This window comes from Sphaerimonospora cavernae (assembly GCF_042435035.1).
GTDB classification, from domain to species: Bacteria; Actinomycetota; Actinomycetes; order Streptosporangiales; family Streptosporangiaceae; genus Sphaerimonospora; species Sphaerimonospora cavernae.
Genome location: NZ_JBHMQT010000067.1, coordinates 17021 through 41177 on the forward strand (window position 1 = coordinate 17021; position 24157 = coordinate 41177).

Genomic DNA, 24157 nt, shown 5'->3' on the forward strand with positions numbered 1-24157 from the left:
ATGTCGTACATTCCCGTTCCCTACGACCCGGAGCTGGAGGAAGGCCTGGCGGCGTTCCTCGCCATGGTCGAGACCGTACCGCTACGTGCGGACACCATCACCCGCAATCGCGAGAACTTCGCGGCGCTCATCCCGCCCATGACGGAGATCGTCGGCGGCCGAGCCGTCGAGTGGTGGGACGTCGACGTCCCGGGTCCCGAAGGCGCCCCCGACGTGACCGTCACCGTAGTACGCCCCAAGGGCGGGCCGCGGCCCGGCGCCGCGGGCATCTACGAGATCCACGGCGGCGGCATGATCCTCGGCACCCGCTTCTTCGGCATCGAGGGCCTGATCCAGTCAGCTCTCGAGTACGGGACCGTCGGCGTGAGCGTCGAATACCGCCTCGCCCCGGAGAGCCCCGCACCGGCGGCGGCCGAGGACTGCTACGCGGGCTTCGTCTGGATGGCGGAGCACGCGCGGGAGCTCGGGTTCGACCCCCGGCGCCTGCTCGTCTCCGGCTTCAGCGCGGGCGGGGGACTCACGGCGGCCGTCGGCATCATGGCGCGCGACCGAAGGGGGCCGGCCGCCGCCGGTCTCTACATGGGAGCCCCCATGATCGACGACCGCAACACGACCGTCTCGAGCCGCCAGTACGACGGCATCGGCGCATGGGACCGCAACAACAACGACACCGGCTGGGACGCGCTGCTGGGCGACCGAAGAGGCACCGGCGACGTGCTGCCGCATGAGGTTCCGGCGCGTGCCGCGGACCTGTCCGGCCTGCCGCCGGTCTATGTCGAGGTCGGGGCGGCCGAGGTGTTCCGCGACGAGGCGGTGGAGTTCGCCGGCCGGGTCTGGGCGACCGGCGGCCAGGCGGAGCTCCACGTGTGGGCGGGCGGGTACCACGGGTTCTCCGGTAGTGCGCCCGGTGCCCGCGTCTCCCGCGCCGCCGCGGATGCCAAGCTCTCCTGGCTCCAGCGAATCCTCGCCGTTTCCCCCACCCGCTGACCCACCCACCCCACCCCCCTCGCCGTGATCTTGCGAATGCTCGCAGAGGCGTGCGCTGACCTGCGGCAACTCTGTTCGTGATCTTGCAGATGCTTGCAGGGATGTCCGCTGAGCTGGGGCTTAACCATTCGTGATCTTGCACTGCAAGATCACGCACGGTGTTCGTGCAGGTCACACGCATGCCTTGCAAGTATTCGCAAGATCACGCTTGGGGGGGTCTTGGGGGGTCAGGCTTGGAGGGTACGGCGCAGCCACGACAGGCGGGCGGCGAGCGCGGCGCGGGTCAGCTCGTGATCGGGGGCGAAGACGTCGAAGCCGTGGAAACCTCCGCTCCAGATGTGCAGCTCGGCCTGTCCGCCCGCCGCCCAGATCCGGGTCGCGTACGCCACGTCCTCGTCGCGGAACATCTCGGCGCTGCCGGCTTCGATGAATGCGGGCGGCAGGCCCGACAGGTCGGCGGCCCGTGCGGGCGCGGCGTAGATCGAAACGTCGGCCGTCGGGTCTCCGGCCTTCTCGCCGAGCAGTGCCCGCCACCCGAGCAGGTTCATCGCGCGCGGCCAGGTGCCGATGCCGTCGTACTGGTGACTGGAGACGGTCGTGTTGGTGTCGTCGAGCATCGGGCACAGCAGCAGTTGCCCGGCCAGGTGCGGCCCCTTGCGGTCGCGTGCCAGCAGGGCTACCCCGGCCGACAGACCGCCCCCCGCGCTGCCGCCCATGACGACGATGCGCCCGGGGTCGACGCCGAGCTCGGCGGCGTTCTGCGACATCCACGTCAGACCGGCGTAGCAGTCCTCCACCGGTGCCGGATCGGGGTTTTCGGGCGCGAGGCGGTACTCGACGTTGACGGCGACCACGCCGAGCTCCGCGACGAGGTCGACGAGGCGCACGGTGTCCATATAGCGGTGACCGCTGATCATGCCGCCGCCGTGGATGTTGTAGAGCCCCGGGACGGGAGCGCTCAGTCCGCGGGGACGCAGCACGGTGATCTCAAGATCGGGGGCGCCGTCCGGCCCGGGAATCGTGCGTTCCTCGGCGTCGATCTCCCGTGTGCCGATGATTTCGGCGACCGACGGCATGAACATGGCCCGGCCGGCGTCGCGCATCGCCGGGATGCTCTCCAGGGACGGCGTGGGCCCGGCCGTGCGGGGCATTCTCTCCAGCACCTCGTTCAGCGCCGGGTCGAAGGGGACCGCGTTGATGGGGGCCTCATTGATGGGGGCCTCATTGATGGGGGTCTCGTTGATGGAGGCCGGGGTGACTGTCATGGTTTTCCCTCATTGAACTGATGGTCACGGCGGTCCTGATCGCCGCGTCGGCATTACTGCGGCTGGGCGAAGGTGAGCGCGCGCGCCGGGTTCTCGACCATGATCATGTGGATGGCCTCCTCGCTCACACCGAGGCGGCGCAGGGCGGGCAGGAAGTGATGCGGGATGTAGTCGTATCCCTTGCCGCCGTACCTCTTGAGCTGGATCTTCTGGCACACGTCGTGGCCCAGCACGATCTGGCGGGCGTAACCCCGTTCGACAAGCTCTGCGATGCCGCGGACGACCTTGTGATCGCTCATGAGGAAGAGGTGGCCCCACGGGCTGCCGGGTGAGGCCAGGAAGTCGAACTCCACGAAGACGCCGCGCGAGAGGAGACGATCGGCGAACGACGGGTCCATCAGGACGTCCGAGGCATGCCCGAAGACGACGTTCGACGGGGGGACGCCCTCCTCCTCGAGGATGTCGAGGACCCGGAACTTCTCCTCGCCGACGCCGCCGACATGGAAGGTGATCGGAGCGCCGGTGACCCTGCTCGCGCGGCCGCTCGCGCGTACGCTCTTGAGCTCGTTGTCGGTCAGCGGCGCAGTCTCCGCGCCGACCTCCCCGATGACGCCTGAGCGAATGCCGGTTCCGTCGGCCCCGACCGCGATGTCCCGCACGATGATGTCGGCCAGTTCGTCGACGCCGCGCTCGTCCATGTCGGCCGGGTGGAAGACCGGGGTGTACCAGCCTCCGCCCATGACGATGTTGAGCCCGCTCGCGAGAGAAAGCCGGAGGAGCGCCTCGGGATCTCTGCCCAGGCCGATGGGGGAGACCTCGACCATCGTGCGCCCTCCGGCGTGGGCGAAGGCGAGCACCTCCGAGAGCATCTCGTCGAAGTCGCCCATCACGTCGTTGTCGGCGTTCGGGCTCCCGTGGCGTACCCGTGCGAGGTTGGCGAGCGTAAGCGGTTCGGCGGCGTCGGGGGAGTCCTCGCCTGGCCGGTGAAACCGCGGCGGTCGCCTCAGGTCGACGAAGACGTGCTCGTGCATGAGCGTCTCCCCGAGCGTCGAGGGGTCCACGGGGCCCGCGACGGTGAGAGCCCTGCCGGCGATGTTCGGAATCTCGAAGGGATAGCGGCTCACGAGTCTGCCTTCGGAGTCGGGTACGGCTTCCGGCCGGGGGTGGGGGTGGTGAGGAGCCGTTTCGGGTTCCGCACGGTGATGGTCTCGATGAGGGCGTCGTCCGCGCCGAGCATCTTCAGGTACGGCACGAACTGCTGAAGGACGAAGCCGTATCCGCCGCCGCCGTAGGCGAGGAGCTGTGACTTGGCGGAGACGTCGTGCGACAGGAGGATCCGCTCGGCGTGGCCCCGGCGGGCGAGCTCGATGACGGCCGCGGCCACATCCTGGTCGTCGGACACGTTGTGCACCGAGGGCAGCCGGCCGAGCCGGTCGAACTGTACGAACACGCCGCGATCGAGGAGCGGTTCGAGCTCGTCGGGACGCGGGGAGAGCGCGTCGCAGTGCCCGATGGCGACGCGGGTGAGGTCGGCGCCCTCCTCGGCCAGCAGATCGAGCGCCAGCCGCTGTGTGACGGGGTCCGCGCAGCGGTCAAGGGAGATCGGGGTGCCCGTGGCCGCCGACGCCCGTGCCGCCGCGACGAGGACGGCGCGCTCGGCGGGCTCTCGCGGATCGAGCGGCGCGATCTCGCCGATGATGCCGGCACGCACCCCGTCCACCCCCTCGGTCAGGTCCCGGACGATCTCTTCGGTGAGGCTGCCGACGTCGCGGCCGGCGAGTCCTCCGGCCCACGCCGGGTGGTACCACCCCGAGCCCATGACGACGTTGAGGCCGGTCGTCTCGGCGATCCGGCGCAGACCGCCCGGATCACGGCCGAGCCCGATGGACGTGACGTCCACCAGCGTGCCGCCTCCGGCGCGTTTGAACGAGGCGGCCTCGTCCGCGGCGAGTTCCCCGTCACCGAGCAGCCGGTCGTCCCTGTTGGGAGCGCCCATGGCGACCTCGCCGAGCAGCTCCATCGTGAGCGGTGCGCGGTAGATGCGGAGACCGCTCGCGGACCGATCCCCGGGGGTTTCGCCGGGCGGCGTGAAGTCGCTCAGGAGATGCTCGTGCGGGAGCACCGTCCCGAGCAGGTCCGGTGCGATGTCACCCCTGACTGTGACGACCCGTTCGCGTGGGGTCCCCGCGGCCGCCGGCGCGTGTGCCGCTCTCGCGACCGCTTCGGAGTTCGACACTTGATCCTTATAGCGCATAAGACATCATATAAGATTCGTCTGGTTCTCGTAGACGATCTGACCGTCCATCATGGTCAGCAGCACCGGGACCTCGGGGAGCGCCGACGGCTCCGTCTCCAGTGGGTCGGCCTCCAGCACACACAGGTCCGCGACCTTGCCCGGCTCCAGCGACCCCTTCCACGCCTCGTCGCCGTCCTGCCAGGCCGGCGTGATCGTGTACGCCCGCAGGGCCTGCGCCACCGTCAGCCGCTGCGCCTCGCCGCGCACCCGCCCGTCCAGACCCCGCCGGGTCACCGCCGCCACGACCCCGGCCCGCCAGTCCGGGGTGAGCACGGGCGCGTCCGAGCTCAGGCAGAGCGGGACCCCGGCGGCCAGCGCGTCGCGCAGCGGCCAGGCGTGGGGGAGCACGTCCTGGCCGAGGACGGCGGTCAGCATGTCCTGCGTCGCCACCGGGATCCCGGCCTGGGTGTTCAGGCCGACCCCGGCCGCGGCCATCGCCGCCAGGGTGCTCGGATGCAGCAGGTCGCCGTGGATGACGTAATGTCGTGCGGGGTGTTTAGTGATTATTTGTCCGTTTTTGCGGAGAGCTGTGGCCAGCGCGTCGGTGACCGTGCGCGTCGTCCGGCTGCCCGTCGCGTGCACACCGATCTGGTGGCCGGCGGCGTGCGCCGCGTCGACCATCGCGATGAGGTCGGCCTCGCGCCGCTCAGCCGTATCGCCTTCGATGAGCAGGCCGCCGTACGTGCCGTCGCCGTAGGGCTCGTCGGTCCAGGCGGTGCCCATCGGCGGGATGCCGTCGGCGAAGATCTTCACACCGGCGACGCGGAAGCGGCCGGGCACGTCGGCGGGCGGGACGAACGTACGCAGTCCCTCCAGCAGGCCCGCGAGCGAGCTCGGACCGTCGAGTTCGCCGAACAGCATGAGCGCGGTGACGCGCGAGGTGAGCAGGCCCTCGGCCGCGAGGTCGGCGTAGTCGCGGAGCGCGGCCGAGCCGAAGCACCCGCTCGGCCCGGCGTCCTCGCCGGGGCCGAGACCCGGCTCGGTGTAGCTGGTGATCCCCAGCGAGGCCAGCAACTCCGCGGTGCGCAGGATCGCCCGCCGCCGGTCGGCGCTCGTCTCCAGACGCGCCGGGGGCGGTCCGCCGTGGTGGTCCCCGTGGTGGTCGCCGTGGTGGTCGCCGTGGTGGTCGCCGTGGTGGTCGCCGTGGTGGTCGCCGCCCGCCAGCTGGTCCATGAGCAGGTTCGGCCACATCGTGCCGAGCCACACGCCGTGCAGGTGGGAGTCGTTGATGCCGGGTAGCACCGCCCCGCCGCGCAGCCGGATGACCCGGGTCCGCCGGTCGATCAGCGGCGTGATCTCTTCGGCCCCGCCGACGCGGGCGATGCGGCCCGCCCGGATCGCGATCGCCTCGGCGACGCTGCCGGCGGCGTCCATGGTGTGGACCCGCCCCCCGGTCAGCACGATGTCCGCCGGGGAGTGGTCGGTGTCTCCCGGGGCCGGGGTGTCGTCTCCCGGGGTGGGGGTGTCACGGTGCCTGCGGGAGTCGTCCCTGGTTTCGTTGCGCAACCTCAACCTCTTCACCTCTGGACATCCACGTTTGGACACGCATAACGTACATGGAATCAGATACGATTTGCGAGTGCCTGAAGGGCACGCCGGCAACCGGAGGTTACCGATGCCCCTGCATCCGGAGGCGCAGAAAATCATCGAGCGCGACAGCGCCGACGACTTCTTGCGGGACGCGTGATGTCAGACCCGATCCTCAGCCTGACGGGGGTCCACATCAACCGGGGAGAGGTCGAGGTCGTCCACGACGTGTCACTCGACGTCACGCCCGGTGCGGTCACCGTCGTCCTCGGCGCCAACGGCGCGGGCAAGACCACGCTGATGGACGGCATCGCCGGTCTGGCGCCGGTGACCAAAGGCACGGTCAGCCTGGGTGGACAGGCCATCGAGCGGCTGCCGACCTACAAGCGGGCCCTGGCCGGCCTGGGCTACGTGGAGCAGGCCCGTACGACGTTCCGTACCCTCACCGTCGAGCAGAACCTGCTGGTCGCCCAGGCGGGCAAGGGCGACCCCGCGACGGTCTTCCGGCTCTTCCCCGAGTTGGACAAGCGCCGCGGCCTCCAGGCCGGGCACCTGTCCGGCGGCGAGCAGCAGATGCTCGTCGTGGGCCGGGCCCTGGTCGCCGACCCCAAGGTCGTGCTCATCGACGAGATGTCCCTGGGCCTGGCGCCGGTGGTGGTGCAGCGCCTGATGCGGGCGGTCGTCGACCTCGTCGGGCTGGGAATCGCGGTGCTGCTCATCGAGCAGTTCGCGAATCTCGCGCTCGAGGTGGGTGCGAACGCGTACGTCCTGCAGAAGGGACGCGTCGTGTTCGACGGCCCCTGCTCCCAGCTACGCGGCGACAGCGCACTGCTGCACGAGGCCTACTTCGGCCAGGCACCGACGGAGAGCGAGACACGATGAGCGCGATCAACGTGCGTTCGACGGCGATCGGCCTCGGCCTCGCCGTGGCGGCCTGCGTCGCCGTCCCGGCGCTGCTGTCGTCCTATTGGATCTACCTTGCGATCACCGCCGTGGTCAGCGGCGTGATCATGCAGAGCTACGGCGTCATCGTCGGCCGGGCCGGAGTGATGTCGCTGTGCCAGTGGTCCTTCGCGGCCATCGGCGCATGGGTCGTGATGCGGCTCAACCTGTCCGACGCGCCCGGCGGCTTCCTGCTGTGGCTGCTGCTCGGCGGTCTGGCGGCCGTCCCGGTCGGGGTGGCCATCGGGCTGCCGGCCCTGCGCATCCGCGGTGTCAACCTCGCCGTCATCACCTTCGGATTCGCCGTCTCAGCCGACCTGGTGCTCAACGTCAACCAGTTCCCCGGCACCTCCGAGCTGAAGACCGTGGCGCGCCCGTCGATGTTCGCCACCAACGGGCGGTACTTCATCCTCGCGGTCATCGTCTTCACCGTCCTGGCGATCGGCCTGGCCCTCCTCAACCGGACCCGGCTGGGCATGTCCTGGCTGGAGCTGCGCCACTCGGAGCGGGCCGCCGCCGCGCACGGCATCTCCGTGGCCCGCAGCAAGCTCGCCGCCTTCGCGATCAGCGCCTTCATCGCGGGCATCGGCGGCGGCCTGTTGGCCGGCCAGCTCGGGCTCGTGGTGTCGAGCAACTTCTCGATGGGCCAGTCGCTCGCGATGTTCGCGATGGCGATCCTGATCGGGCCGCACAACATCGAGGGCGCGATCATGGGCGGCGTGATGGGCGCCATCATGGCGACGATCATGGACAAGCTGAAGCTGCCCCAGGACCTTGGCGGCATGCTGTTCGGCGTGCTCGCGATCTTCGCCCTGCGCAGCGGAATCAGCCAGACCGACATGGTCCGCGCCCGCAAGCGCGAGCGGGCCGCCCGAGGGCTGCTCGACAAGGTGAAGGACGCGACCGGTCCCGCCGACTCCGCCCCGGCCGAGGCCACCCCGGCAGTCACCCCGGCAGTCACCCCGGCAGTCACCCCGGCAGTCACCCCGGTGGCCGCGGCCGGTGAGCCGTGCCTGGCCGTACGGGACCTGACTGTCCGCTTCGGCAAGGTCGTGGCCCTGGACTCGGTCGATCTGACCGTGCCCGCCGGCTCGGTGGTCGGGCTCATCGGCCCCAACGGCGCCGGCAAGTCGACCTTCATCGCCACGGTCACCGGCTTCGTCTCCGGCTATGAGGGCGCCGTCGAACTGGACGGCCGCCCCATCGACAAGCTGACCCCCAGTGTCCGGGCCCGCCGCGGGCTGCGCCGCACCTTCCAGACCACCGTCATCGCCCCTGAGCTCACCCAGTACGAGTATCTGACGATCGGCGCGGGCCGGCGGCTGGCCAAGGCCGAGGCCGACGAACTGCTGGACTTCTTCGGCTGCCCGCCGGGCGAGGTCCCGGTCTCCATCGTCGACGTCGGCACCCGCCGCCTGCTGGACGTGGCCGCCGCCATCGCCGCCCGGCCCAAGGTCGCCCTGCTCGACGAGCCCGCCGCCGGTCAGTCGGCCGCCGAGTCGCTCCTGCTCGGCAGGAGACTCGCCCAGGTGCCCGAACGGTTCGGCGTGTCGATCCTGCTCGTGGAGCACGACATGGAACTGGTCCGGGCCGCGTGCTCGCAGGTGACCGTCCTCGACTTCGGCCACGTCATCGCGTCGGGCCCCACCGAGGCCGTCCTCGAAGACCCGGCGGTCATGGCCGCCTACCTCGGCACCGCCGACGTGCCCGCCGACGTGCCCGCCGACGTGCCCGGCGCAGAAACCGGCGCAGAAACCGGCGCCGAGCCCGTGGCCGAACCGACAGCCTGACTCCACGCCGGACCACCGTCCGGCCCCCTCCCTCCCCCCCCAGTAAAGGAAACTCCCATGAAGCGCGCATACCGTTCCCTCCTGGCCACCGCGGCCGCCGGGGTTCTCGCCCTCGCCGCCACGGCCTGTTCCGACGACGGCGGCGACGCCAGCGGCCCGATCAAGGTCGGTGCGATCAACGGCGTGACCGGCCTCTTCCAGACCCCCGAGGTCCCCCAGGCGGTCAAGGCGGTCTTCGACGAGGTCAACGCGGCCGGCGGCATCAACGGCCGCAAGATCGAGTTCATCAGCAAGGACGACGCGATGAACCCGCAGCGGGCCACCGAGGCCGCCATCGACCTCATCGAGTCGGAGAACGTCGTGGCGCTGGTCGGCTCCTCCAGCGCCGTCGACTGCGGCCTCAACCGCGCGACCTACACCAACAACGACATCGTCTCCATCCCCGCTGTCGGCGTCGATCCCGCCTGCTTCACCAGCCCGAACATCGCCCCGGTCAACCCGGGCCCGTTCAAGCTGATCACGGCGATGCTCTACTACGCATCCGAGACGATGGGACATGACAAGGTCTGCATGATGTTCGTCACGCTGCCCGGCGCCGGCGCCGGCATCGACAGCGCGATCAAGGAGTGGGAGGGCATCACCGGCAAGCAACTCGCGCTGAAGAACACCGCGGTCGGCCAGGGCGACCCCACGCAGTACCTGGTCCAGGCCAAGAGCGCCGGCTGCCAGGCCGTGCTCTACAACGGTGTGGTCGGCCCGTGGACCGCCCAGGCCAAGACCCAGGGCATGCAGGACGTCGACTTCATCGTCGCCGCCAACAGCTACACCGACGCCAACGCCGAGGTCGTCCCCGCCGACATCAAGGTCTACGCCGGCACCGAGTGGCAGCCCTACACCGACGAGACCCTGCCCGGCAACGACCGCTGGGCGAAGATCATCGACGCCAACAAGATTCAGAAGACGGCGTTCAGCCAGGGCGGCGTGATGGCCGCCGACATGTTCGTCGAGGTCCTCAAGACGATCAAGGGTGACATCACCCGCGAGTCGGTGACCAAGGCGTTCAAGGAGATGCAGCCCATCACCTACCCGATGGTCGGCACCCCCTACGTCTTCGGCCCCGGCGACGCCCACAACCCGATCGAGGGCAGCCGCTTCGTCAAGGCCGTCGACGGCAAGTGGGAGGTCCTGCCCGAAGGCTTCATCGTTCCGGGCAAGAAGTGATCCCTGACGTCCGCAACGGAGGTGCTCGATGCTGAATTCCGTGGTCGCCGGCCTGACCAGCGGCGGAGTGTACGCGCTGCTCGGCCTGTGCGTCGTGCTGACCTACCGCCTCGTCGCCGTGGTCAACTTCACGATGGCGGCCTGCGGAGCGGTGGGCGCCTTCGTGATGGTGACGCTGATGGACGCCGGCCTGACCGGGTGGCTCGCGCTGCCGGTCGGGGCGGCGGCCGGCGCCGCGCTGTCCGCGCTGCTCGGCTCCGCGCTCGTCAGTTGGTTCAGCCAGCATGACGAGCGGACCAAGGCCGCCGTCACGGTCGCCGTCTACGTCGCGATCATCGCGCTCGGGCTGCGGCTGTTCGGCAGCAACACCACCGGCGCGCACCGCTTCCCGTCGCCGTTCGACGCGCCCGCCTTCACCGTCGGCAGCGTCGTGGTGCCCCAGGCGGTGCTGGTCTCGCTGGGCTTCGCCGTACTGATCACGGTCGGGGTGAGTCTGCTGCTCAGCAAGACGCTCATCGGCCTGCGGCTGCAGGCGCTGTCGGAGCGGCCGACCACCGCCCAGGTCGTCGGCATCCCGGCGCCCCGGCTCGCCATCGGCGTCTGGGTGGCCATCGGCGCCATCTCCACCCTGGTGATCGTGCTGGTGGCACCGCGCCTCGGCGGCGACTTCGCGACGCTCGGCAACCTCATCTCCACGGCCCTGGCCGTGGCCATGATCGGCGCGTTCCGCAGCCTGCCGCTGACCCTCGTCGGCGGCATGCTCATGGGCTGCCTGGAAGGCGCGGCCGGGTCCGTGGCCGAGATCCAGAAGTACGCCGGAGTCGTCCCCTTCCTCGTGATGCTGGTGCTGCTGTGGTGGCGCAGCCGCGGCGAGGTGTGGGACACCGCCCACAGCAGATAGCAGAATCGGGAGAAACGAGTACATGTCACTGCCATCCGCCACCCGGGCCGCGGTCCTGCGCGTCCACGGGGAGCCGCTGACCCTGGAGGAGTTGCCGCTGCCGAGCGAGTGCGAGCCCGGCGCCGCACTCGTCAAGATCGGCTGCGCGACGCTGTGCGCCACCGACGTCCACCTGTGGAGCGGCGGCATGTCATGGCCGGGCATGCTGCCGATGGTGCTCGGCCACGAGATGACGGGCACCGTCGAGGCGGTCGGCCCCGACACCGTCGACGCCCTCGGCCGCCCGGTCAAGGTGGGCGACCGCATCGGCTGGTCGGAGTCGGTCTGCGGGCGCTGCTACGGCTGCACGGTGCTGCGCGCGCCGGTCGCCTGCGCCAACCGCGGGTACGGGTTCCTCCAGCGCTCGGACCGCTGGCCGTACGCCACGGCGGGCCTGGCCGAGCACGCCTACGTCACGCCCGGCGCGTTGAAGGTCGTGCTGCCCGACGACGTCAAGGACACCTGGGCGGCCAGCGCGGGCTGCGCCGTCAAGACCGTGCTGCACGCCTTCGACCGGGCCGGCGGCATCCGCCCCGGCTCGACCGTGGCGATCCAGGGCGCCGGAGCCCTCGGGCTCGTGGCCACGGCGGTGGCGAGCCTGGGCGGCGCCGGCACCGTCGTCACGATCGGCGCGCCCGACGCCCGGCTGGAGCAGGCCCGCCGGTTCGGCGCCGACGTCACGATCGGGCTGGACGGCGACGCGGCGAGCCGCGTCGCCCAGGTGATGGACGCCACCGGCGGCCGGGGCGCCGATCTCGTGCTCGACTTCGCCGGGGCGCCCGGCGTCGGCGGCGAGGCCGTGGACATGGCCGCCTTCGGCGGCCGGTTCGTCGTCTGCGGCAGCACCGGCCCCCGGCCCGACCCGGTCGCACTCGGCACGATCATGGGCAAGGAGCTGACCGTGCTCGGGTCGCTGAACGGCGACGTCGGCGACTACTACCGGGCCGTGGAGTTCCTCCGCACCTTCCAGGGGCGCTTCAACTGGGACGAGTTGTTCGGCGAGCCCGTCGGGCTGAGCGGGGCGAGCGCGGCGATCGAGTCGATGTCCCGGCTCGAACAGGTCAAGGCCGTCGTCCACCCGTGGCTGCCCTGAGTACCACATCGATTGCGGATTGAGGAGTCAGATGACCGCGGATAACAAGAAAATCCCTCGGCGTCGGATCGGCACCCACGGGCCTGAGGCCTCCGTGCTGTCCCTGGGGTCCTGGCACACCTACGACCGGATGGACTTCGCCGACGCCGTGGCGATGGTGCGTCACGCCGTCGACCTGGGCGTGAACCTGTTCGACGTCGGCGTGTACGGCTTTCCGGGGCACCCGCCGGTCTTCACCGACGTGCTGTTCTCGGCGATCATCCGTGCCGCCGGAGTCAGCAGGGACGAGTACCTGCTGTCGGAGAAGCTCTGGCTGGAGGGCTACCCCGAGATGTCGCTGCGGGAGCAGATGGAGCGCGCGCTGTTCCGCGTCGGGACCGACCGGGCCGACGTCGCCGTCCTCGGCGACATCCGGCGCGACGATCTGGACCTGGAGCGGCTCGCCGGCGACCTCGCCGAGCTGGAGGCCGACGGGCTCATCGGCTGCTGGGGCGTGAACAACTGGTCGGCCACCGCCGTCACGACGATCCGGCGGCACGCGCTGGCCGCGGGTTCGCCCGGCCCGCAGCTGGCCCAGCTGAAGTACAGCCCGTGCCGGCGGTCGATCCCGGACGGCGCGCCCTTCGCCGAGGTGTTCGCCCAGGGAGTCTCTCTGGAGGCCTCCGACATCATGGAGGGCGGCATCCTCGCCGGCAAGATCAAGCCGTCCCGGGAGGTCGGCCGCGACCCCGGCGGAGTGCGCGAGCGCATCGTCGAGGCCGCCGCCGGGATCGCCAAGGTCGCCGCCGACCTGGACGCCACCCCGGCCCAGGTGTGTGTCGCCTTCACGTTGACGCACCCGGCCACCTGCACCGTGCTGTTCGGCGCCAGCCGCATGGAGCAGCTGGTCGACAACGCAGGCGCGCTGGCGCTGCTGGAGCGGGTCGGCGCCGAGCACCTCAGGTCGCTGCTGGAGCCGTTCTGGGTGGACAAGGACGTGATCGACCCCGAAGGGCCGTGACCGTCCGGTGGGCGAATGCTCACCGGCCATGCGGCGAAGTGGACGGGCCTCCGTGACGAACGGAGGCCCGTGGGGTGGGGACCTCGAGGGCGGGGGACTTGAGGGCGGGGGACTTGAGGAACGGGGGACAGGGTGAAGCCGGGCGATGATCTGAGCGGCGGCGACGGCATGACGATGTGCGCTGGGCAGCCACGAGAGGCGGAGCAGCCGCGACCGGTGCTGACCAGGGCACGGCGCCTGCGCCTGCTGGCCACACTCGGCGCCCTGTCCGCGTTCGGCCCGCTGTCACTGGACCTCTACCTCCCGGTGCTGCCGCAGCTCGGGCGTGATCTCGCCGCCGGCGACGCGCTCTCCCAGCTCACCATGTCGATGTGCCTGGTCGGGCTGGCGCTCGGCCAGCTCGTGGCGGGCCCGCTGAGCGACCGGGTCGGCCGCCGAAGGCCGCTGCTCATCGGGGTGGCGGCCTACGCGGCGACCTCGCTGCTGTGCGCGTTCGCTCCGGGCATCTGGTCGCTGATCGGCGTTCGGCTGGTCCAGGGGCTGGCCGGCGCGGCCGGGCTGGTGATCGCCCGGGCGATCGTCCGTGACCTGTTCGACGGCGCCGCCGCGGCCCGGGTGTACTCGATGCTCATGATCGTCAGTGGCCTGGCCCCGATCGCGGCGCCGCTCGCCGGGGCCCAGCTGTCCCGGTTCATGGACTGGCGCGGGTTGTTCGTCGTGCTCGCCGGCATCGGCGTCCTGCTGGTCCTGGCGGCGCTGGGCGTGCCGGAGACCCTCGATCCCGCCGAGCGCCATTCCGGAGGCGTACGCGCGACGGGGCGTCAGTTCGCGGTGCTCGCCCGCGACCGGAGCTTCACCGGCTACTGCCTGATGCTCTCGCTGGCCGCGTGCACCCTGTTCACCTACATCGGGCTCAGCTCGTTCGTGCTGCAGCACGAGTACCAGGTCGGCCCGCAGCCCTTCTCAGTGATCTTCGCGGTGAACTCCGTGGGGATCGTCCTGGCCGGCAACCTCAACGGTCTGCTCGTGGGCCGGTACGGGCCCCGCCCGATGCTGGTGGCAGGACTGGTCGTCTGCGCGGCCGGGAGCGTGATCGCCCTCGGCGGTGTGGCGGCCGGCTGGGGGTTGCCCGTGCTGCTGTCCGGGCTGTTCCTCATGGTCTCCAGCGGCGGACTGGTCGCGCCCAACGCCAGCGCGCTGGCGCTGATCCCGCACGGAGAACGGGCGGGCACCGCCTCGGCCTTCCTCGGCGTGCTGCAGTTCCTCGCCGGCGCGGTGGTGCCCCCGCTGGTCTCCATGGGCGGGGCCACCGCGCTGTCGATGACGCTGACGATCACGGCCGCCGCGCTCGCCGCGCTGGTCGCCATGCGAGCGGTGCGGTGACCGGTCCACTCGCTCCGGAGAACGGGTCCCCTCACAGAGCTTCAGCTCGCGCGGCCGTTCCTTGAGCGTGTGCGGTCGCGCTTCGTCCAGCGTGCCCGTCGCTTCCTCGCGGTAGCGGACGATAGACGATTCCCTCCGATATCCAGCGATATCCAGCGGTTTCGATCATTTCACCGGTGTTGTCGCCCGGTCTGCCGTACCGTCCGTACGGACACGGGGATGTCCGTACGGACGGGCAGGGGATGAAGTGACGGGGGCCGGCATGGCTTTTCAGGAGCGGAGGCCGATCGCAGCAGTGCTCGCGGCGATGGCCATCACGGTGGGGTTCACGGCGAGTGGTTGTGATTCCGGCGGCCGGGCGGTCCCGTCCATTCCGGCGCCGTCCCCTTCGGCGCCGCCCAGCTGGGCGCAGGCCGATCCCGCGAATCCCGGCTGGGCGCAGCCCGTTCCCAGCCATCGGTCCTGGCGGCTGACGCACATGTTCGACTACGGCGATTTTGATGCGATGGAAGGGGCGATCCTGTTCGGCCCGGCGGACGGGTGGGCGTTCGGTGAGACCAATTCGCTCGACGAGGGCGAGGTCTTCCCGATCGCGCTGCGGTGGAACGGGCGGTCCTGGCGGCAGATGAACGTCCTGCCGCGCCTCCAAGGCGTGATCAGCAGCATGAGCGCGTCCGCCCCCGATGACATCTGGGTCACCGTGCATGGAGATGTCGACACCTACGTGCTGCGTTACGACGGGCACCGGTGGTCCCAGGTGCGCGCACCGGCGGCTGAGATCTTCGCCGTCCGAACACTCGGCCGCCGGGGGGTGTGGCTGATGGGGAATGACGTCGGGAAACCCACCAACGCATGGTTCTCAGAAACCGCCGCACGCTCCGGCGGGGGCCCCTGGCGGAAGACGCGGTTGCCGGTCGGTTACCTCAAGTGGGTTGCCCCGGTGTCCGGGCCGGGGATGTGGGCCTACGGCGGGAACAGGGTCGCCCGCCTGGACGGCGCGAAATGGCGCAAGGTGTCGACCGACGGCGCGCTGCCTCCCGACGACGAGACGAGGACGTACACGATCACGAGCATGCTCGCTCTCGCGGATGACGACGTCTGGCTGTTCGGGGAGCGGGGCGAGACCAACGAGCCCTACCCCATCGCGGCGCACTGGAACGGCCGCAGCTGGGAACGGGTCGCGGTACCGGCCGGGCGGCGGCTCGGCCAGGCCTGCGTGGATTCCCGCGGCCGGCTCCATGTGATCGCTTCACCCATGCTCTTCGACTCACCGGAGTCCGCCGTCGTGCTCTCCCGTTACCCGGATGGTCGCTGGGAGGTCTCCACGATCCCCGTGCCGCAGGGGACGGCCGCCCGGCTGCGCGGCCTGGCGGTGGTCCCCGGGACGGACGAGGTGATGGTGTTCGGCGAGGTGGAAATCGCCGGCGAGAGGAACAACGGCAACGGCTACACGTCCAGCTCCGTGATCTACATCTCCGCCGGAAGCGACGGCGCGGCCGGCCTGCCACGGTGAGCGGTTTCGGCGAGATGCCCGCCGCCGCCCCGGACCGCCGCCGCTGATCGGCGACCTGGTCAGCCGCCGTCCGCGTTCGGATGCCACTGGCCGCGCGACTTGAGCACCCCGCGCAGGCCGGTGATGTTGTCGGTCATCACCCCGTCGACGCCCAGGTCCAGCAGGCGTCCCATGATGACCGGGTCGTTCACCGTCCACACGTGCACCTGCATGCCGATGGCGTGAGCCGTACGCACCAGGGGCCGGGTGATGAACCGCAGGCCGAACAGCCCGAGGGGGACCTGCGCGCACGGCACGCCCGCCCGGGCGAGCCGGGAGAGCAGCCGGCCGTACCCGCTGCCGACCGACGCGGCGCGCAGCGCGACGATCCCCCGCGGCCCGAGCGACGAGCACACCTCCCGGCCGATCGCGCCACGCGCCTGGGCGAGCCGCAGGTCGGAGAAGGACGTCAGGCAGACGCGATCATAGGCGCGTGTACGGCGGATGGCCCGGGCCAGCGGCACGATCGCCGGACTCTCCTTGACGTCGATGTTGAACCTGACGTGCGACCAGGTCCCCAGGAGATCCTCGATCAGCGGGATCTCCTCCCGGCCGTCGATCCGCGCCCGGCGCACGTCCCGGTAGGGCAGCGCGGAGATCCGGCCCCTGCGATCGGTGACCCGGTCGAGGGTGTGGTCGTGGAAGGCCAGCAGCACCCCGTCGGCCGTCGCGTGCGCGTCGGTCTCCAGATAGGTGTAGCCGAGCTCCACGGCCCTGGCGAAGGCGGACATCGTGTTCTCGCGGCCGTCGTCGGCCCCGCCACGATGCGCGAACGCGAGCGGCCCTGGATGGTCGAGGAAGTCGAATGTCCGCATTACGAGGCCCCCGCCGAGGGCTCCGGCGTCACACGTCTCTGGGCCCACTCCTGGCGCCGGGCCTCGGCCATCACGATCCCCGCCGCGATGGACACGTTGACCGACCCGACCCGGCCCACCTGCGGGATGTAGACCACCGCGTCGGCCGCCTCCAGCGCGGCGGGGGAGCAGCCGTGGTCCTCCCCGCCCAGCAGCAGGCACACGTCGCCGCCCAGCACGGCCTCGGGCAACGGTACGGCGTCACCGGTCAACTCCACGGCGACGACCCGGAAGCCCTGTTCCTTGGCGGCACCGATCGCATCCTGGACCGGGACCGCCTCGTGCCAGCCGACCAGCCGGTCGGTGCCGAGGGCGGTCTTCTGCGCCTTGGGATTGGTGGGCGGGGTGGCGTTGCCCGCCAGCCAGATCGTCTCCACACCGAGGGCCGCGGCCGTACGGAAGATCGACCCGATGTTGAACGGCCCGGTCACCGACTCCAGGATCAGCGTGAGCCGGCTCCGGGTGTCGCGCCGCCAGGCCCGGTTGAGCCGCTTCACGTCGGTCGGCCGAAGCTGCCTGCGCCCGGTGGTCGATTTACCGGTGGTCGGTTTGGCCGTCATCGGGCCTCCACCGGCCGGGCGCCCGCCCGCAGCACGCGGTAGGCGGAGCGGGAGGCCAGCCGCACGACGGGCCAGCCCTGGTCGTTCAGCCACCGCTGCAGCGAGTCGGAGCCCAGATGCTTCTGCACGACCAGGAAGGCGGCGCCGTCGGGGGTGAGCCGGTCCAGCCACCGGGTGAGCATCTCCTGCAGGGCCTGCTTGCCGATCCGGATCGCCGGGTTGGACCAGATGGCACGGAAACGGATCTCATCGGGGACTTCATCCACATGAACCGGCCTTACTTTGTCAAGGCCGGCGCTTCGCGCATTGCGCTCGCACAAATCGACCGATCGGCGGTTCACGTCGACGGCCCACACGGTCGCCCGCGGCGCACGCGAGGCCATGGTGAGCGCGATCGGGCCGTAGCCACAGCCCAGATCGAGCAGGTCGCCCTCCTCGGGCGGCGGCGGCACGGCCTCCAGCAGCACCCGGGTGCCGGGATCGACCCGGCCGGGGGAGAACACCCCGCTGTCGGTCTCCAGCCGAAGATGCAGGTCCGGCAGGACCAGCGTGACCACGCCGGGCCGACCGGCCGCCTCCGGACTCTCCTCGAAGTAATGCGCCACGGGGCAAACGTACCAACGCTAGGGAATGCGAGAGCCCAACAGCATGGCCGCCCCGGCCAGCAGCAGCCCGGCCGCGGCCGCCCCCAGGATGAACCGCTGAGTGATCTCCTGATGCACCAGCCGGTATCCCAGCGATGTCCCGATCTGCGCGTACACCTCCCGCAACTGGCTGCTGGACTCCGCCGTGTAGGCCCGGCCGCCCGTCCCCTCGGCCAGCGACTTCAGCGTGGCCTTGTTCACCGGCACCAGCACCGGCCGGTTCTCGATGTTCACGGTCCCCTCCGGCGTGCCGTACGCGATCGTGGAGACCGGCACCTTCGCGCCCACCGCCGCCTCCACCGCGTCGCCGACCGATCTGCCCGAGGTGTTGTCCCCGTCGGACAGCAGCACGATCGCCGACGGCGGCGGATCGGTCACCGCCCGCTGGTCGAACGACCTGATCGAGTCGAGCGAGTTGAACACCGCCTCGCCGATCGCGGTGCCCGGCCGGGTGGTCAGGTTGGAGATCGCCGCCGTGACCGCCGCGTGGTCGGTGGTGGGGGAGACGACCACAGCGGCCGACCGGGCGAAGGTCACCACGCCCACGTTGAACCGCTCGGGCAGGTCGGAGACGAACTGCTGGGCGGCCTGCTTGGCCGCGACCAGCCGGCTCGGCGGGACGTCATCGGCGTCCATCGACAGCGAGATGTCCACCGCGATGATGATCGTGGCACGGTCGCGGGGCACCCGCACCTCGCCGCTCGGCCGCGCCGCACCGACGATCAGCAGACTCATCATCACCAGGAACAGCGCGGCCGGGACATGCCGCCGCCACGCCGGCCGCTCGGGGGCGACCAGCGACAGCAGGGCGAGGTTGGTGAACCGCACCGTGTAGCGGCGGCGCCGGAACTGCACCGCCACATACCCCGCCACGAGCGCGGCGAGCAGCGCGAACAGCCACAGCCAGCCGGGCGACAGGAACTTCACCGCACCACCCCCCGCCTCGCGGACAGCCGTCGCGAGGCACGCGACTGCCCCAGCACGAACCTCGCGATGTCGGCCACCCAGTCGCGGTCGGTGCGCAGGACCAGGTGCCCGGCCCCGGCACGGCGCAGCGCGACCCGGGTGGCCGCACGCTGCGCGGCCGCCGCGGCCGCGTACCGCTCCCGCAGCCGCCGCGACAGGTGGACGTCGCGGGAGTGCCCGGTCTCCGGATCGGTGAACGTGACCAGCCCGACGTCGGGCAGGTCGAGTTCCCGCGGGTCGATCACCTCCACGGCGAGCACCTGCTGGCGGGCGGCCAGCCGGCGCATCGGCCGCTCCCACCCCGGGGCCTCGGGGGAGGAACCGCTCAGGAAGTCAGAAACGATCACGCGCAGGCCCCGCTTGCGGTGTGCCGCCGACATCACCTCGATCGCCTGCCCCAGATCCGCCGTCCCCACCGCCTCGGGGGCGGCCAGCAGCGTGTGCAGCAGCCCGTACAGCGCGGACCGGCCGGGCCGCGCCGGATAGCGATGGACGTCGTGGCCGTGCAGGACATAGGCGCCGAACCGGTCACCGACGCGACCGGCCAGGAACCCGATCGCGCCCACGGCCGACACCACCAGGTCACGCTTGGTCATGTCGGCCGTCCCGAAGTCCATGCTGGCCGACAGATCCGCCAGTGCCCAGGTCTCCAGCTCCCGGTCGGCGATCAGATCCCGCACGTGCGGCACGGTGGTGCGCGCCGTCACCGCCCAGTCCATCCGGCGTACGTCGTCCTCGCCGGGAACGTAGACGCGGGTGTCGCCCGGCTCACTTCCGGGCCCCGGGATCAGCCCCTGGTGGCGGCCCTGCAGCAGCCCGTCGAGGCGGCGCAGCACGGTGAGCTCCAGCCGCCGCAGCGCCCGCTCCGGGCTCACCCCGCCACTCATCGGCTCACCGCCGGTCCCGGTTCCACACCACGAGGGGAGGCGGCACGACCTGCAGAATCCGGCGCACCACCTCCGCGGGATCGATGTCGTCGGCCAGCGCGTCGAAGGTCAGCATCAGCCGATGGGCCATCACGTCGAGGGCCACGTCGCGCACGTCGTCGGGCAGCAGGTAGTCACGCCCCCGCAGCAGCGCCAGCGCCCGGCCCGCCGCGATCAACCCCAGCGTCGCCCGCGGGCTCACTCCGATTTCGATCATCTCCGCCAGCTCCGGCAGGCCGTACTCCGCGGGCATCCGCGTGGCCATGACCAGCCGTACGACATAGTCGGCGACGAGCTGGTGCACCGAGACCTCCTCGGCCATGTCCTGCAGCCGCAGCAGCCGTCCGGGGTCGAGCACCGGCTCGGGCACCGGCGGCCGGACGCTCATCCGGTGCAGGATCTCCAGCTCTTCGTGGGCGCTGGGATGGGCCACCCTGACCCGGAACAGAAACCGGTCGCGCTGCACCTCCGGCAGCGGGTAAACGCCCTCGGACTCGATCGGGTTCTGCGTGGCCAGCACGACGAACGGCCTGGGCAGCGGATGCGTGCGCCCCGCGAGCGTCACCTGCCGCTCGGCCATCACCTCCAGCAGCGCCGACTGCACCTTCGCCGGAGCCCGGTTGATCTCGTCGGCCAGCAGGAAGTTGACGAACACCGGCCCGAGCTCGACGTCGAACCGCTCGGTGCCCGGATGGTAGACACGCGTGCCGACGATGTCGCTCGGCACCAGGTCGGGGGTGAACTGGACCCGGGCGAACGTGCCACCCACCACCGTGGCCAGCGTCGAGGCCGCCAGCGTCTTGGCGACGCCCGGAACGCCCTCCAGCAGGCAGTGACCCCGGGCCAGCAGCGCCGCCAGCAGCCGCTCGACCATGTGATCCTGCCCGACGATCACCCGTCTGACCTGGGCAAGCGCGTTGTGAAGCGACTCCAGATCGGCTCCCGCGGCATCGTCCCGTCCACCCGAGGCCCTGCCGGGCTCGGGACGCTCACTGGCAACGGTCATGAAGGTTATTCAATCGTGACTGCGTACGAGGTTCCATCCTCTCCCATCTGCCCACACCACCGGACGACCACACCCACCGCGCCCCGCCGGAGAGGGCGGCCCCGTGCTTTGATCAGGTGGCGAGCAGTGTTTTGATGAGGTGGTGAGCAGGCCGCTGCAGCACAACGACCCGCCCCGCCTGGGGCCTTTCGTGCTGCAGGCACGCCTGGGCAGGGCACCGGCCGGGCTGGTCTACCTCGGACAGGGACCGGACGGCCGGGCGGTGTCGGTGGCGGTCCTCACGACCGGCGCCGCGCTCGACGCCGCGGCCAGGGACCGGTTCGTCACCGTCATCAGGGCCGCTGCCCGCCGGCGCGGCGGCGGTGACCTGCCGCCGGTCGTGGCCATGCACGACGGTCAGGCCCCCTGGGTGGCCGTGCCGTACGTCCCGGGCGGCCCCGGCGCCGAGCGGTTCCTCGACCGGATCCTGGTCTCGGGCATGCTGACCGGCCGGTGGAGCGGGCCCGACTTCGCGCCGTACTGGCTGGGCGACGAAGCCCCGGCGCTGCCCGCCCCGCCGGGCCCCCCGCCGCCGCCGATCGCCACCCGCAGGTCCGTGGTGCTGGCGTCGGCACTGCTGGCCGCGCTCACGCTCACGCTGGCGGCCGTGGTGTGGCAGTTGCTGTTCCGCGGCGGCCACGATCCGCAGCCGCGGCCGCCGCTGCCGGCGACCAACTTCGTGCCCACGCCGCCGCCCCAGCCCACCGAGCCGGAACCACAGGCGCCGCGGGAGTCGACCACACCCCGGCCCGGGCAGCCGTCGCCCGCCACCTCCCCCAGGCCCGGCGGCCGCGACGACGAGGGTGAACCCATCTGAGGGGCCAGGGTCACCTTTGAGGGGCCACGGTCACCGAGTCGCCGGGCTCGGCCGCTCGGTCACGCGGGGCGGAGGAGGGCGACCAGGAAGCTCGAGTCGTCCCTGAACGGACGCAGGTCCCACGCGGACAGCAGCAGGTCGGGTTCGAGTGCGCCGGCCGCGGCGTCCGCCAGGAACTCGCCGAACTCATAGCCGCGGTCGACGCCGAAGCCGATCGCGGCCCGGCCGTCCGGCGCGAGGTGCGCACGGAACCGTTTCAGCACCTCACGACGGGTGCTCGGCGCGAGGAACGTCATCACGTTCCCGGCGCAGACGATGGCGTCGAACGGCGCGGTGACGCCCTGCGCGGGCAGGTCGAGTTCGGCCAGGTCGCCGACCAACCATCGCGGCCCGGGGTGGTCCTGCCCGGCGGCCTCGATCAGCGCCGGGTCGACATCGACCCCGACGACGTCGTGGCCGGCCTCGGCCAACACGCCACCGACCCGGCCGGATCCGCAGCCGGCGTCGAGGATGCGGGCTCGGCGCGACACCATGGCGTCCACGAGGCGGGCTTCCCCGGCGAGGTCGTCACCGGCACGAGCCATGGAACGGAAGCGCTCGATGTACCAGGCGGAGTGACCGGGGTCGGCGGCGACCTTCTGCATCCAGATGCTCTGTTCAACCATGCCTGCATTCTCCCGGAGCGGAGGAACGCACGTGCCCTGGCCAGGCTTCGGTGATCAGCCGCGGAAGTCGATGAACCGCCCCGTCCCGCTCGTGAGAGTCATCAGGAAGAACGGTGGGGGCAGTCTGGGCGGGCCTATAGCATCGTCTCCGCCGCGTCCCCACGGACGACCCGGGCGTCCCGAGACTTCCGCGATCATCGACTCCGCGCCGGGACGCCTTCATGGAAAGAGAGACATGGCATGAGTGACGTGGGACTGTTCTACGTCGGTGCGGTGCTGATCATCAACGGTCTCGGGCTCCTCGGGAAGATCACGCCCAAGGGATCCGCCCCGCTCAACTTCTTCGTCGGCACGTTGCAGGTGGTGACGCCGACCTTCCTCATCATGACCTCCGGCGGCGACAGGGCGATCATCGCCGGCGCCGCGGGGATCTACCTGTTCGGCTTCACCTACCTGTGGTCGGGCATCAACGCCGTGACCGGCTGGCCGGGGGAGGGGCTCGGCTGGTTCTCCCTGTTCGTCGCGTTCGCCGCCGTGGGCTACGCCGCCTACCTGTGGCAGACCGGCGAGCGGGTGTTCGTGGTCATCTGGCTCACGTGGGCGCTGCTGTGGCTCCTGTTCTTCCTCGTGCTCGGGCTCGGCCGTACCGGGCTCACCCGCTTCACCGGATGGGTCGCGATCACCGAGGGGGTGCTCACGGCCGCGCTCCCGGCCGCCCTGGCGATCACCGGTCTCTGGCGTGACTCGGCGGAGGCGGCGCTGGCCGCCGCGGTGCTCGCGGTCGTCGCGCTCGTCGTGCTGTGGCTGGTGGCGGCACGCACTCCCGTACGGCCGGCGCGGGAGGCGGCCGCGAGCGCGGTGGCCGGGTAGGCTCTGGGTCAAGCCGACGTAAAGGAGGGCGCGCCGCGTGGAGGCGGGCCAGATCGTGGTGCTGCTTCTGGCGGCGCTGTCGGCGGGCTGGGTGGACGCCGTCGTCGGCGGGGGCGGGCTGCTCCAGCTTCCCGCGCTGCTGCTGGCCGGGCTGTCGCCGGTGCAGGCGCTCGCCACCAACAAGTCCGCCGCCATCTTCGGCACGGCCTCCGCCGCCGTCACCTACGCCCGGAGGACGAAGTTCGACCGCGCGGTCGCCGTACCGGCCGGGGCGCTGGCGGTGGCCTTCGCCGGTCTGGGCGCGGCCTCGGCCGCGCTGCTCGACAGGGCGGTGCTGAACCCGCTGATCATGGTCGTGCTGCTGGGCGTCGCCGCGTTCGTCACGCTGCGCCCCGACTTCGGACGCCTGCCGCATCCGCACCTGCGTACCCGTCGGCGGGTGCTCGCCGCGGTCGTCGCCGCCGGCGTGGTGATCGCCTACTACGACGGCATCCTCGGGCCCGGCACCGGGACGTTCCTGCTCATCGCGTTCACCTCGATCCTGGGCACGGACTTCGTCCACGCGTCGGCCACCGCGAAGATCATAAACACCGGGACCAATCTCGGCGCGTTGATCGTCTTCGGCCTGCAGGGCCACGTGATGTGGGCCCTGGGCCTCGGCATGGCCGCCTGCAACATCGCCGGCGCCCAGATCGGCGCCCGGATGGCACTCAACCGCGGCTCAGGGTTCGTACGGATCGTCCTGTTGTGCGTCGTCACCGCCCTGATCGCGAAACTCGCCTACGACCAGTTCGCCGTCCCGTGACCGGGCCGT

Annotated in this window: 23 protein-coding genes; 12 read left to right on the forward strand and 11 right to left on the reverse strand. The window is 71.2% G+C overall.

Annotation, left to right across the window (positions count from 1 at the left end):
- Nucleotides 1-987, forward strand: coding sequence for an alpha/beta hydrolase (locus ACFHYQ_RS27865; RefSeq protein ID WP_394304117.1), 987 nt, complete (start codon nt 1-3; stop codon nt 985-987).
- 227 nt (nt 988-1214) lie between these two features.
- Here the strand turns inward: ACFHYQ_RS27865 and ACFHYQ_RS27870 are convergent, their stop codons facing one another.
- From ACFHYQ_RS27870 to ACFHYQ_RS27885, 4 genes are read right to left on the reverse strand one after another with little or no spacing between them, the layout of a single operon-like run.
- The gene (locus ACFHYQ_RS27870; RefSeq protein ID WP_394304118.1) at nt 1215-2252 is read right to left on the reverse strand and encodes an alpha/beta hydrolase; all 1038 of its coding nucleotides are present in this window, start codon (nt 2250-2252) and stop codon (nt 1215-1217) included.
- 53 nt (nt 2253-2305) lie between these two features.
- Nucleotides 2306-3376, reverse strand: a complete 1071-nt coding sequence (locus ACFHYQ_RS27875) for a phosphotriesterase family protein (RefSeq protein ID WP_394304119.1) — start codon at nt 3374-3376, stop codon at nt 2306-2308.
- Entirely contained in the window at nt 3373-4488 is a 1116-nt protein-coding gene (locus ACFHYQ_RS27880; protein ID WP_394304120.1) for a phosphotriesterase family protein, read from the reverse strand. The genes ACFHYQ_RS27875 and ACFHYQ_RS27880 overlap by 4 nt, the downstream gene beginning before the upstream one ends.
- 24 nt (nt 4489-4512) lie before the next feature.
- Complete coding sequence (locus ACFHYQ_RS27885) at nt 4513-6069, reverse strand: amidohydrolase (protein WP_394304121.1); 1557 nt, start codon at nt 6067-6069, stop codon at nt 4513-4515.
- A 165-nt stretch (nt 6070-6234) separates the two neighbouring features.
- Between ACFHYQ_RS27885 and ACFHYQ_RS27890 the strand changes: the two genes are divergently transcribed.
- The 8 genes from ACFHYQ_RS27890 (at nt 6235) to ACFHYQ_RS27925 (ending at nt 15957) form a co-directional block, all read left to right on the forward strand.
- Nucleotides 6235-6957: an ABC transporter ATP-binding protein gene (locus ACFHYQ_RS27890; RefSeq protein ID WP_394304122.1), complete on the forward strand. Its 723-nt coding sequence runs from the start codon at nt 6235-6237 to the stop codon at nt 6955-6957.
- A complete protein-coding gene (locus tag ACFHYQ_RS27895; protein WP_394304123.1) occupies nt 6954-8807 on the forward strand; it encodes a branched-chain amino acid ABC transporter ATP-binding protein/permease in 1854 nt (617 codons plus the stop codon). Before ACFHYQ_RS27890 ends, ACFHYQ_RS27895 begins: the two co-directional genes overlap by 4 nt.
- Nucleotides 8808-8864: 57 nt before the next feature.
- Entirely contained in the window at nt 8865-10028 is a 1164-nt protein-coding gene (locus ACFHYQ_RS27900; RefSeq protein ID WP_394304124.1) for an ABC transporter substrate-binding protein, read from the forward strand.
- A 28-nt stretch (nt 10029-10056) separates the two neighbouring features.
- The gene (locus tag ACFHYQ_RS27905) at nt 10057-10929 is read left to right on the forward strand and encodes a branched-chain amino acid ABC transporter permease (RefSeq protein ID WP_394304125.1); all 873 of its coding nucleotides are present in this window, start codon (nt 10057-10059) and stop codon (nt 10927-10929) included.
- A 22-nt stretch (nt 10930-10951) separates the two neighbouring features.
- Nucleotides 10952-12061, forward strand: a complete 1110-nt coding sequence (locus ACFHYQ_RS27910; RefSeq protein WP_394304126.1) for a zinc-binding dehydrogenase — start codon at nt 10952-10954, stop codon at nt 12059-12061.
- 31 nt (nt 12062-12092) lie between these two features.
- Nucleotides 12093-13061 (forward strand): aldo/keto reductase, encoded by a 969-nt coding sequence (locus ACFHYQ_RS27915; RefSeq protein WP_394304127.1) that lies wholly within the window; start codon nt 12093-12095, stop codon nt 13059-13061.
- A 132-nt stretch (nt 13062-13193) separates the two neighbouring features.
- On the forward strand, nt 13194-14444 hold the full coding sequence (locus tag ACFHYQ_RS27920; RefSeq protein WP_394304128.1) for a multidrug effflux MFS transporter: 1251 nt from the start codon (nt 13194-13196) through the stop codon (nt 14442-14444).
- Nucleotides 14445-14706: 262 nt separating this feature from the next.
- Nucleotides 14707-15957: a hypothetical protein gene (locus ACFHYQ_RS27925; protein WP_394304129.1), complete on the forward strand. Its 1251-nt coding sequence runs from the start codon at nt 14707-14709 to the stop codon at nt 15955-15957.
- A 59-nt stretch (nt 15958-16016) separates the two neighbouring features.
- Here the strand turns inward: ACFHYQ_RS27925 and ACFHYQ_RS27930 are convergent, their stop codons facing one another.
- From ACFHYQ_RS27930 to ACFHYQ_RS27955, 6 genes are read right to left on the reverse strand one after another with little or no spacing between them, the layout of a single operon-like run.
- Nucleotides 16017-16811: a glycerophosphodiester phosphodiesterase family protein gene (locus tag ACFHYQ_RS27930; protein ID WP_394304130.1), complete on the reverse strand. Its 795-nt coding sequence runs from the start codon at nt 16809-16811 to the stop codon at nt 16017-16019.
- Nucleotides 16811-17410, reverse strand: a complete 600-nt coding sequence (locus ACFHYQ_RS27935; protein WP_394304131.1) for a TrmH family RNA methyltransferase — start codon at nt 17408-17410, stop codon at nt 16811-16813. Before ACFHYQ_RS27935 ends, ACFHYQ_RS27930 begins: the two co-directional genes overlap by 1 nt.
- Complete coding sequence (locus tag ACFHYQ_RS27940) at nt 17407-18015, reverse strand: class I SAM-dependent methyltransferase (protein WP_394304132.1); 609 nt, start codon at nt 18013-18015, stop codon at nt 17407-17409. Before ACFHYQ_RS27940 ends, ACFHYQ_RS27935 begins: the two co-directional genes overlap by 4 nt.
- Nucleotides 18016-18033: 18 nt before the next feature.
- The gene (locus ACFHYQ_RS27945; protein WP_394304133.1) at nt 18034-18981 is read right to left on the reverse strand and encodes a VWA domain-containing protein; all 948 of its coding nucleotides are present in this window, start codon (nt 18979-18981) and stop codon (nt 18034-18036) included.
- Complete coding sequence (locus tag ACFHYQ_RS27950; protein ID WP_394304134.1) at nt 18978-19907, reverse strand: DUF58 domain-containing protein; 930 nt, start codon at nt 19905-19907, stop codon at nt 18978-18980. Before ACFHYQ_RS27950 ends, ACFHYQ_RS27945 begins: the two co-directional genes overlap by 4 nt.
- A gap of 4 nt (nt 19908-19911) precedes the next feature.
- Nucleotides 19912-20952, reverse strand: a complete 1041-nt coding sequence (locus tag ACFHYQ_RS27955) for an AAA family ATPase (protein WP_394304135.1) — start codon at nt 20950-20952, stop codon at nt 19912-19914.
- 142 nt (nt 20953-21094) lie between these two features.
- On the opposite strand from ACFHYQ_RS27955, the gene ACFHYQ_RS27960 reads away from it, so the two are divergent.
- On the forward strand, nt 21095-21808 hold the full coding sequence (locus ACFHYQ_RS27960) for a hypothetical protein (protein ID WP_394304136.1): 714 nt from the start codon (nt 21095-21097) through the stop codon (nt 21806-21808).
- Nucleotides 21809-21867: 59 nt separating this feature from the next.
- On the opposite strand, the gene ACFHYQ_RS27965 is transcribed toward ACFHYQ_RS27960, so the two are convergent.
- On the reverse strand, nt 21868-22473 hold the full coding sequence (locus tag ACFHYQ_RS27965) for a class I SAM-dependent methyltransferase (RefSeq protein ID WP_394304137.1): 606 nt from the start codon (nt 22471-22473) through the stop codon (nt 21868-21870).
- A gap of 240 nt (nt 22474-22713) precedes the next feature.
- On the opposite strand from ACFHYQ_RS27965, the gene ACFHYQ_RS27970 reads away from it, so the two are divergent.
- Together ACFHYQ_RS27970 and ACFHYQ_RS27975 are read left to right on the forward strand one after the other, a co-directional pair.
- Entirely contained in the window at nt 22714-23343 is a 630-nt protein-coding gene (locus tag ACFHYQ_RS27970) for an AmiS/UreI family transporter (RefSeq protein WP_394304138.1), read from the forward strand.
- Between the two features lie 37 nt (nt 23344-23380).
- Complete coding sequence (locus ACFHYQ_RS27975; protein WP_394304139.1) at nt 23381-24148, forward strand: sulfite exporter TauE/SafE family protein; 768 nt, start codon at nt 23381-23383, stop codon at nt 24146-24148.
- Nucleotides 24149-24157 lie beyond the last annotated feature (9 nt).

Bases quoted from the DNA above. Each gene is read 5' to 3' on its own strand.
- ACFHYQ_RS27915 (WP_394304127.1), top strand. From the start codon at position 12,093: ATGACCGCGGATAACAAGAAAATCCCTCGGCGTCGGATCGGCACCCAC.
- ACFHYQ_RS27910 (WP_394304126.1), top strand. From the start codon at position 10,952: ATGTCACTGCCATCCGCCACCCGGGCCGCGGTCCTGCGCGTCCACGGG.
- ACFHYQ_RS27955 (WP_394304135.1), bottom strand. From the start codon at position 20,952: ATGACCGTTGCCAGTGAGCGTCCCGAGCCCGGCAGGGCCTCGGGTGGA.
- ACFHYQ_RS27870 (WP_394304118.1), bottom strand. From the start codon at position 2,252: ATGACAGTCACCCCGGCCTCCATCAACGAGACCCCCATCAATGAGGCC.
- ACFHYQ_RS27890 (WP_394304122.1), top strand. From the start codon at position 6,235: ATGTCAGACCCGATCCTCAGCCTGACGGGGGTCCACATCAACCGGGGA.
- ACFHYQ_RS27950 (WP_394304134.1), bottom strand. From the start codon at position 19,907: ATGAGTGGCGGGGTGAGCCCGGAGCGGGCGCTGCGGCGGCTGGAGCTC.
- ACFHYQ_RS27865 (WP_394304117.1), top strand. From the start codon at position 1: ATGTCGTACATTCCCGTTCCCTACGACCCGGAGCTGGAGGAAGGCCTG.
- ACFHYQ_RS27895 (WP_394304123.1), top strand. From the start codon at position 6,954: ATGAGCGCGATCAACGTGCGTTCGACGGCGATCGGCCTCGGCCTCGCC.
- ACFHYQ_RS27930 (WP_394304130.1), bottom strand. From the start codon at position 16,811: ATGCGGACATTCGACTTCCTCGACCATCCAGGGCCGCTCGCGTTCGCG.
- ACFHYQ_RS27925 (WP_394304129.1), top strand. From the start codon at position 14,707: ATGGCTTTTCAGGAGCGGAGGCCGATCGCAGCAGTGCTCGCGGCGATG.
- ACFHYQ_RS27900 (WP_394304124.1), top strand. From the start codon at position 8,865: ATGAAGCGCGCATACCGTTCCCTCCTGGCCACCGCGGCCGCCGGGGTT.
- ACFHYQ_RS27905 (WP_394304125.1), top strand. From the start codon at position 10,057: ATGCTGAATTCCGTGGTCGCCGGCCTGACCAGCGGCGGAGTGTACGCG.
- ACFHYQ_RS27935 (WP_394304131.1), bottom strand. From the start codon at position 17,410: ATGACGGCCAAACCGACCACCGGTAAATCGACCACCGGGCGCAGGCAG.
- ACFHYQ_RS27970 (WP_394304138.1), top strand. From the start codon at position 22,714: ATGAGTGACGTGGGACTGTTCTACGTCGGTGCGGTGCTGATCATCAAC.
- ACFHYQ_RS27965 (WP_394304137.1), bottom strand. From the start codon at position 22,473: ATGGTTGAACAGAGCATCTGGATGCAGAAGGTCGCCGCCGACCCCGGT.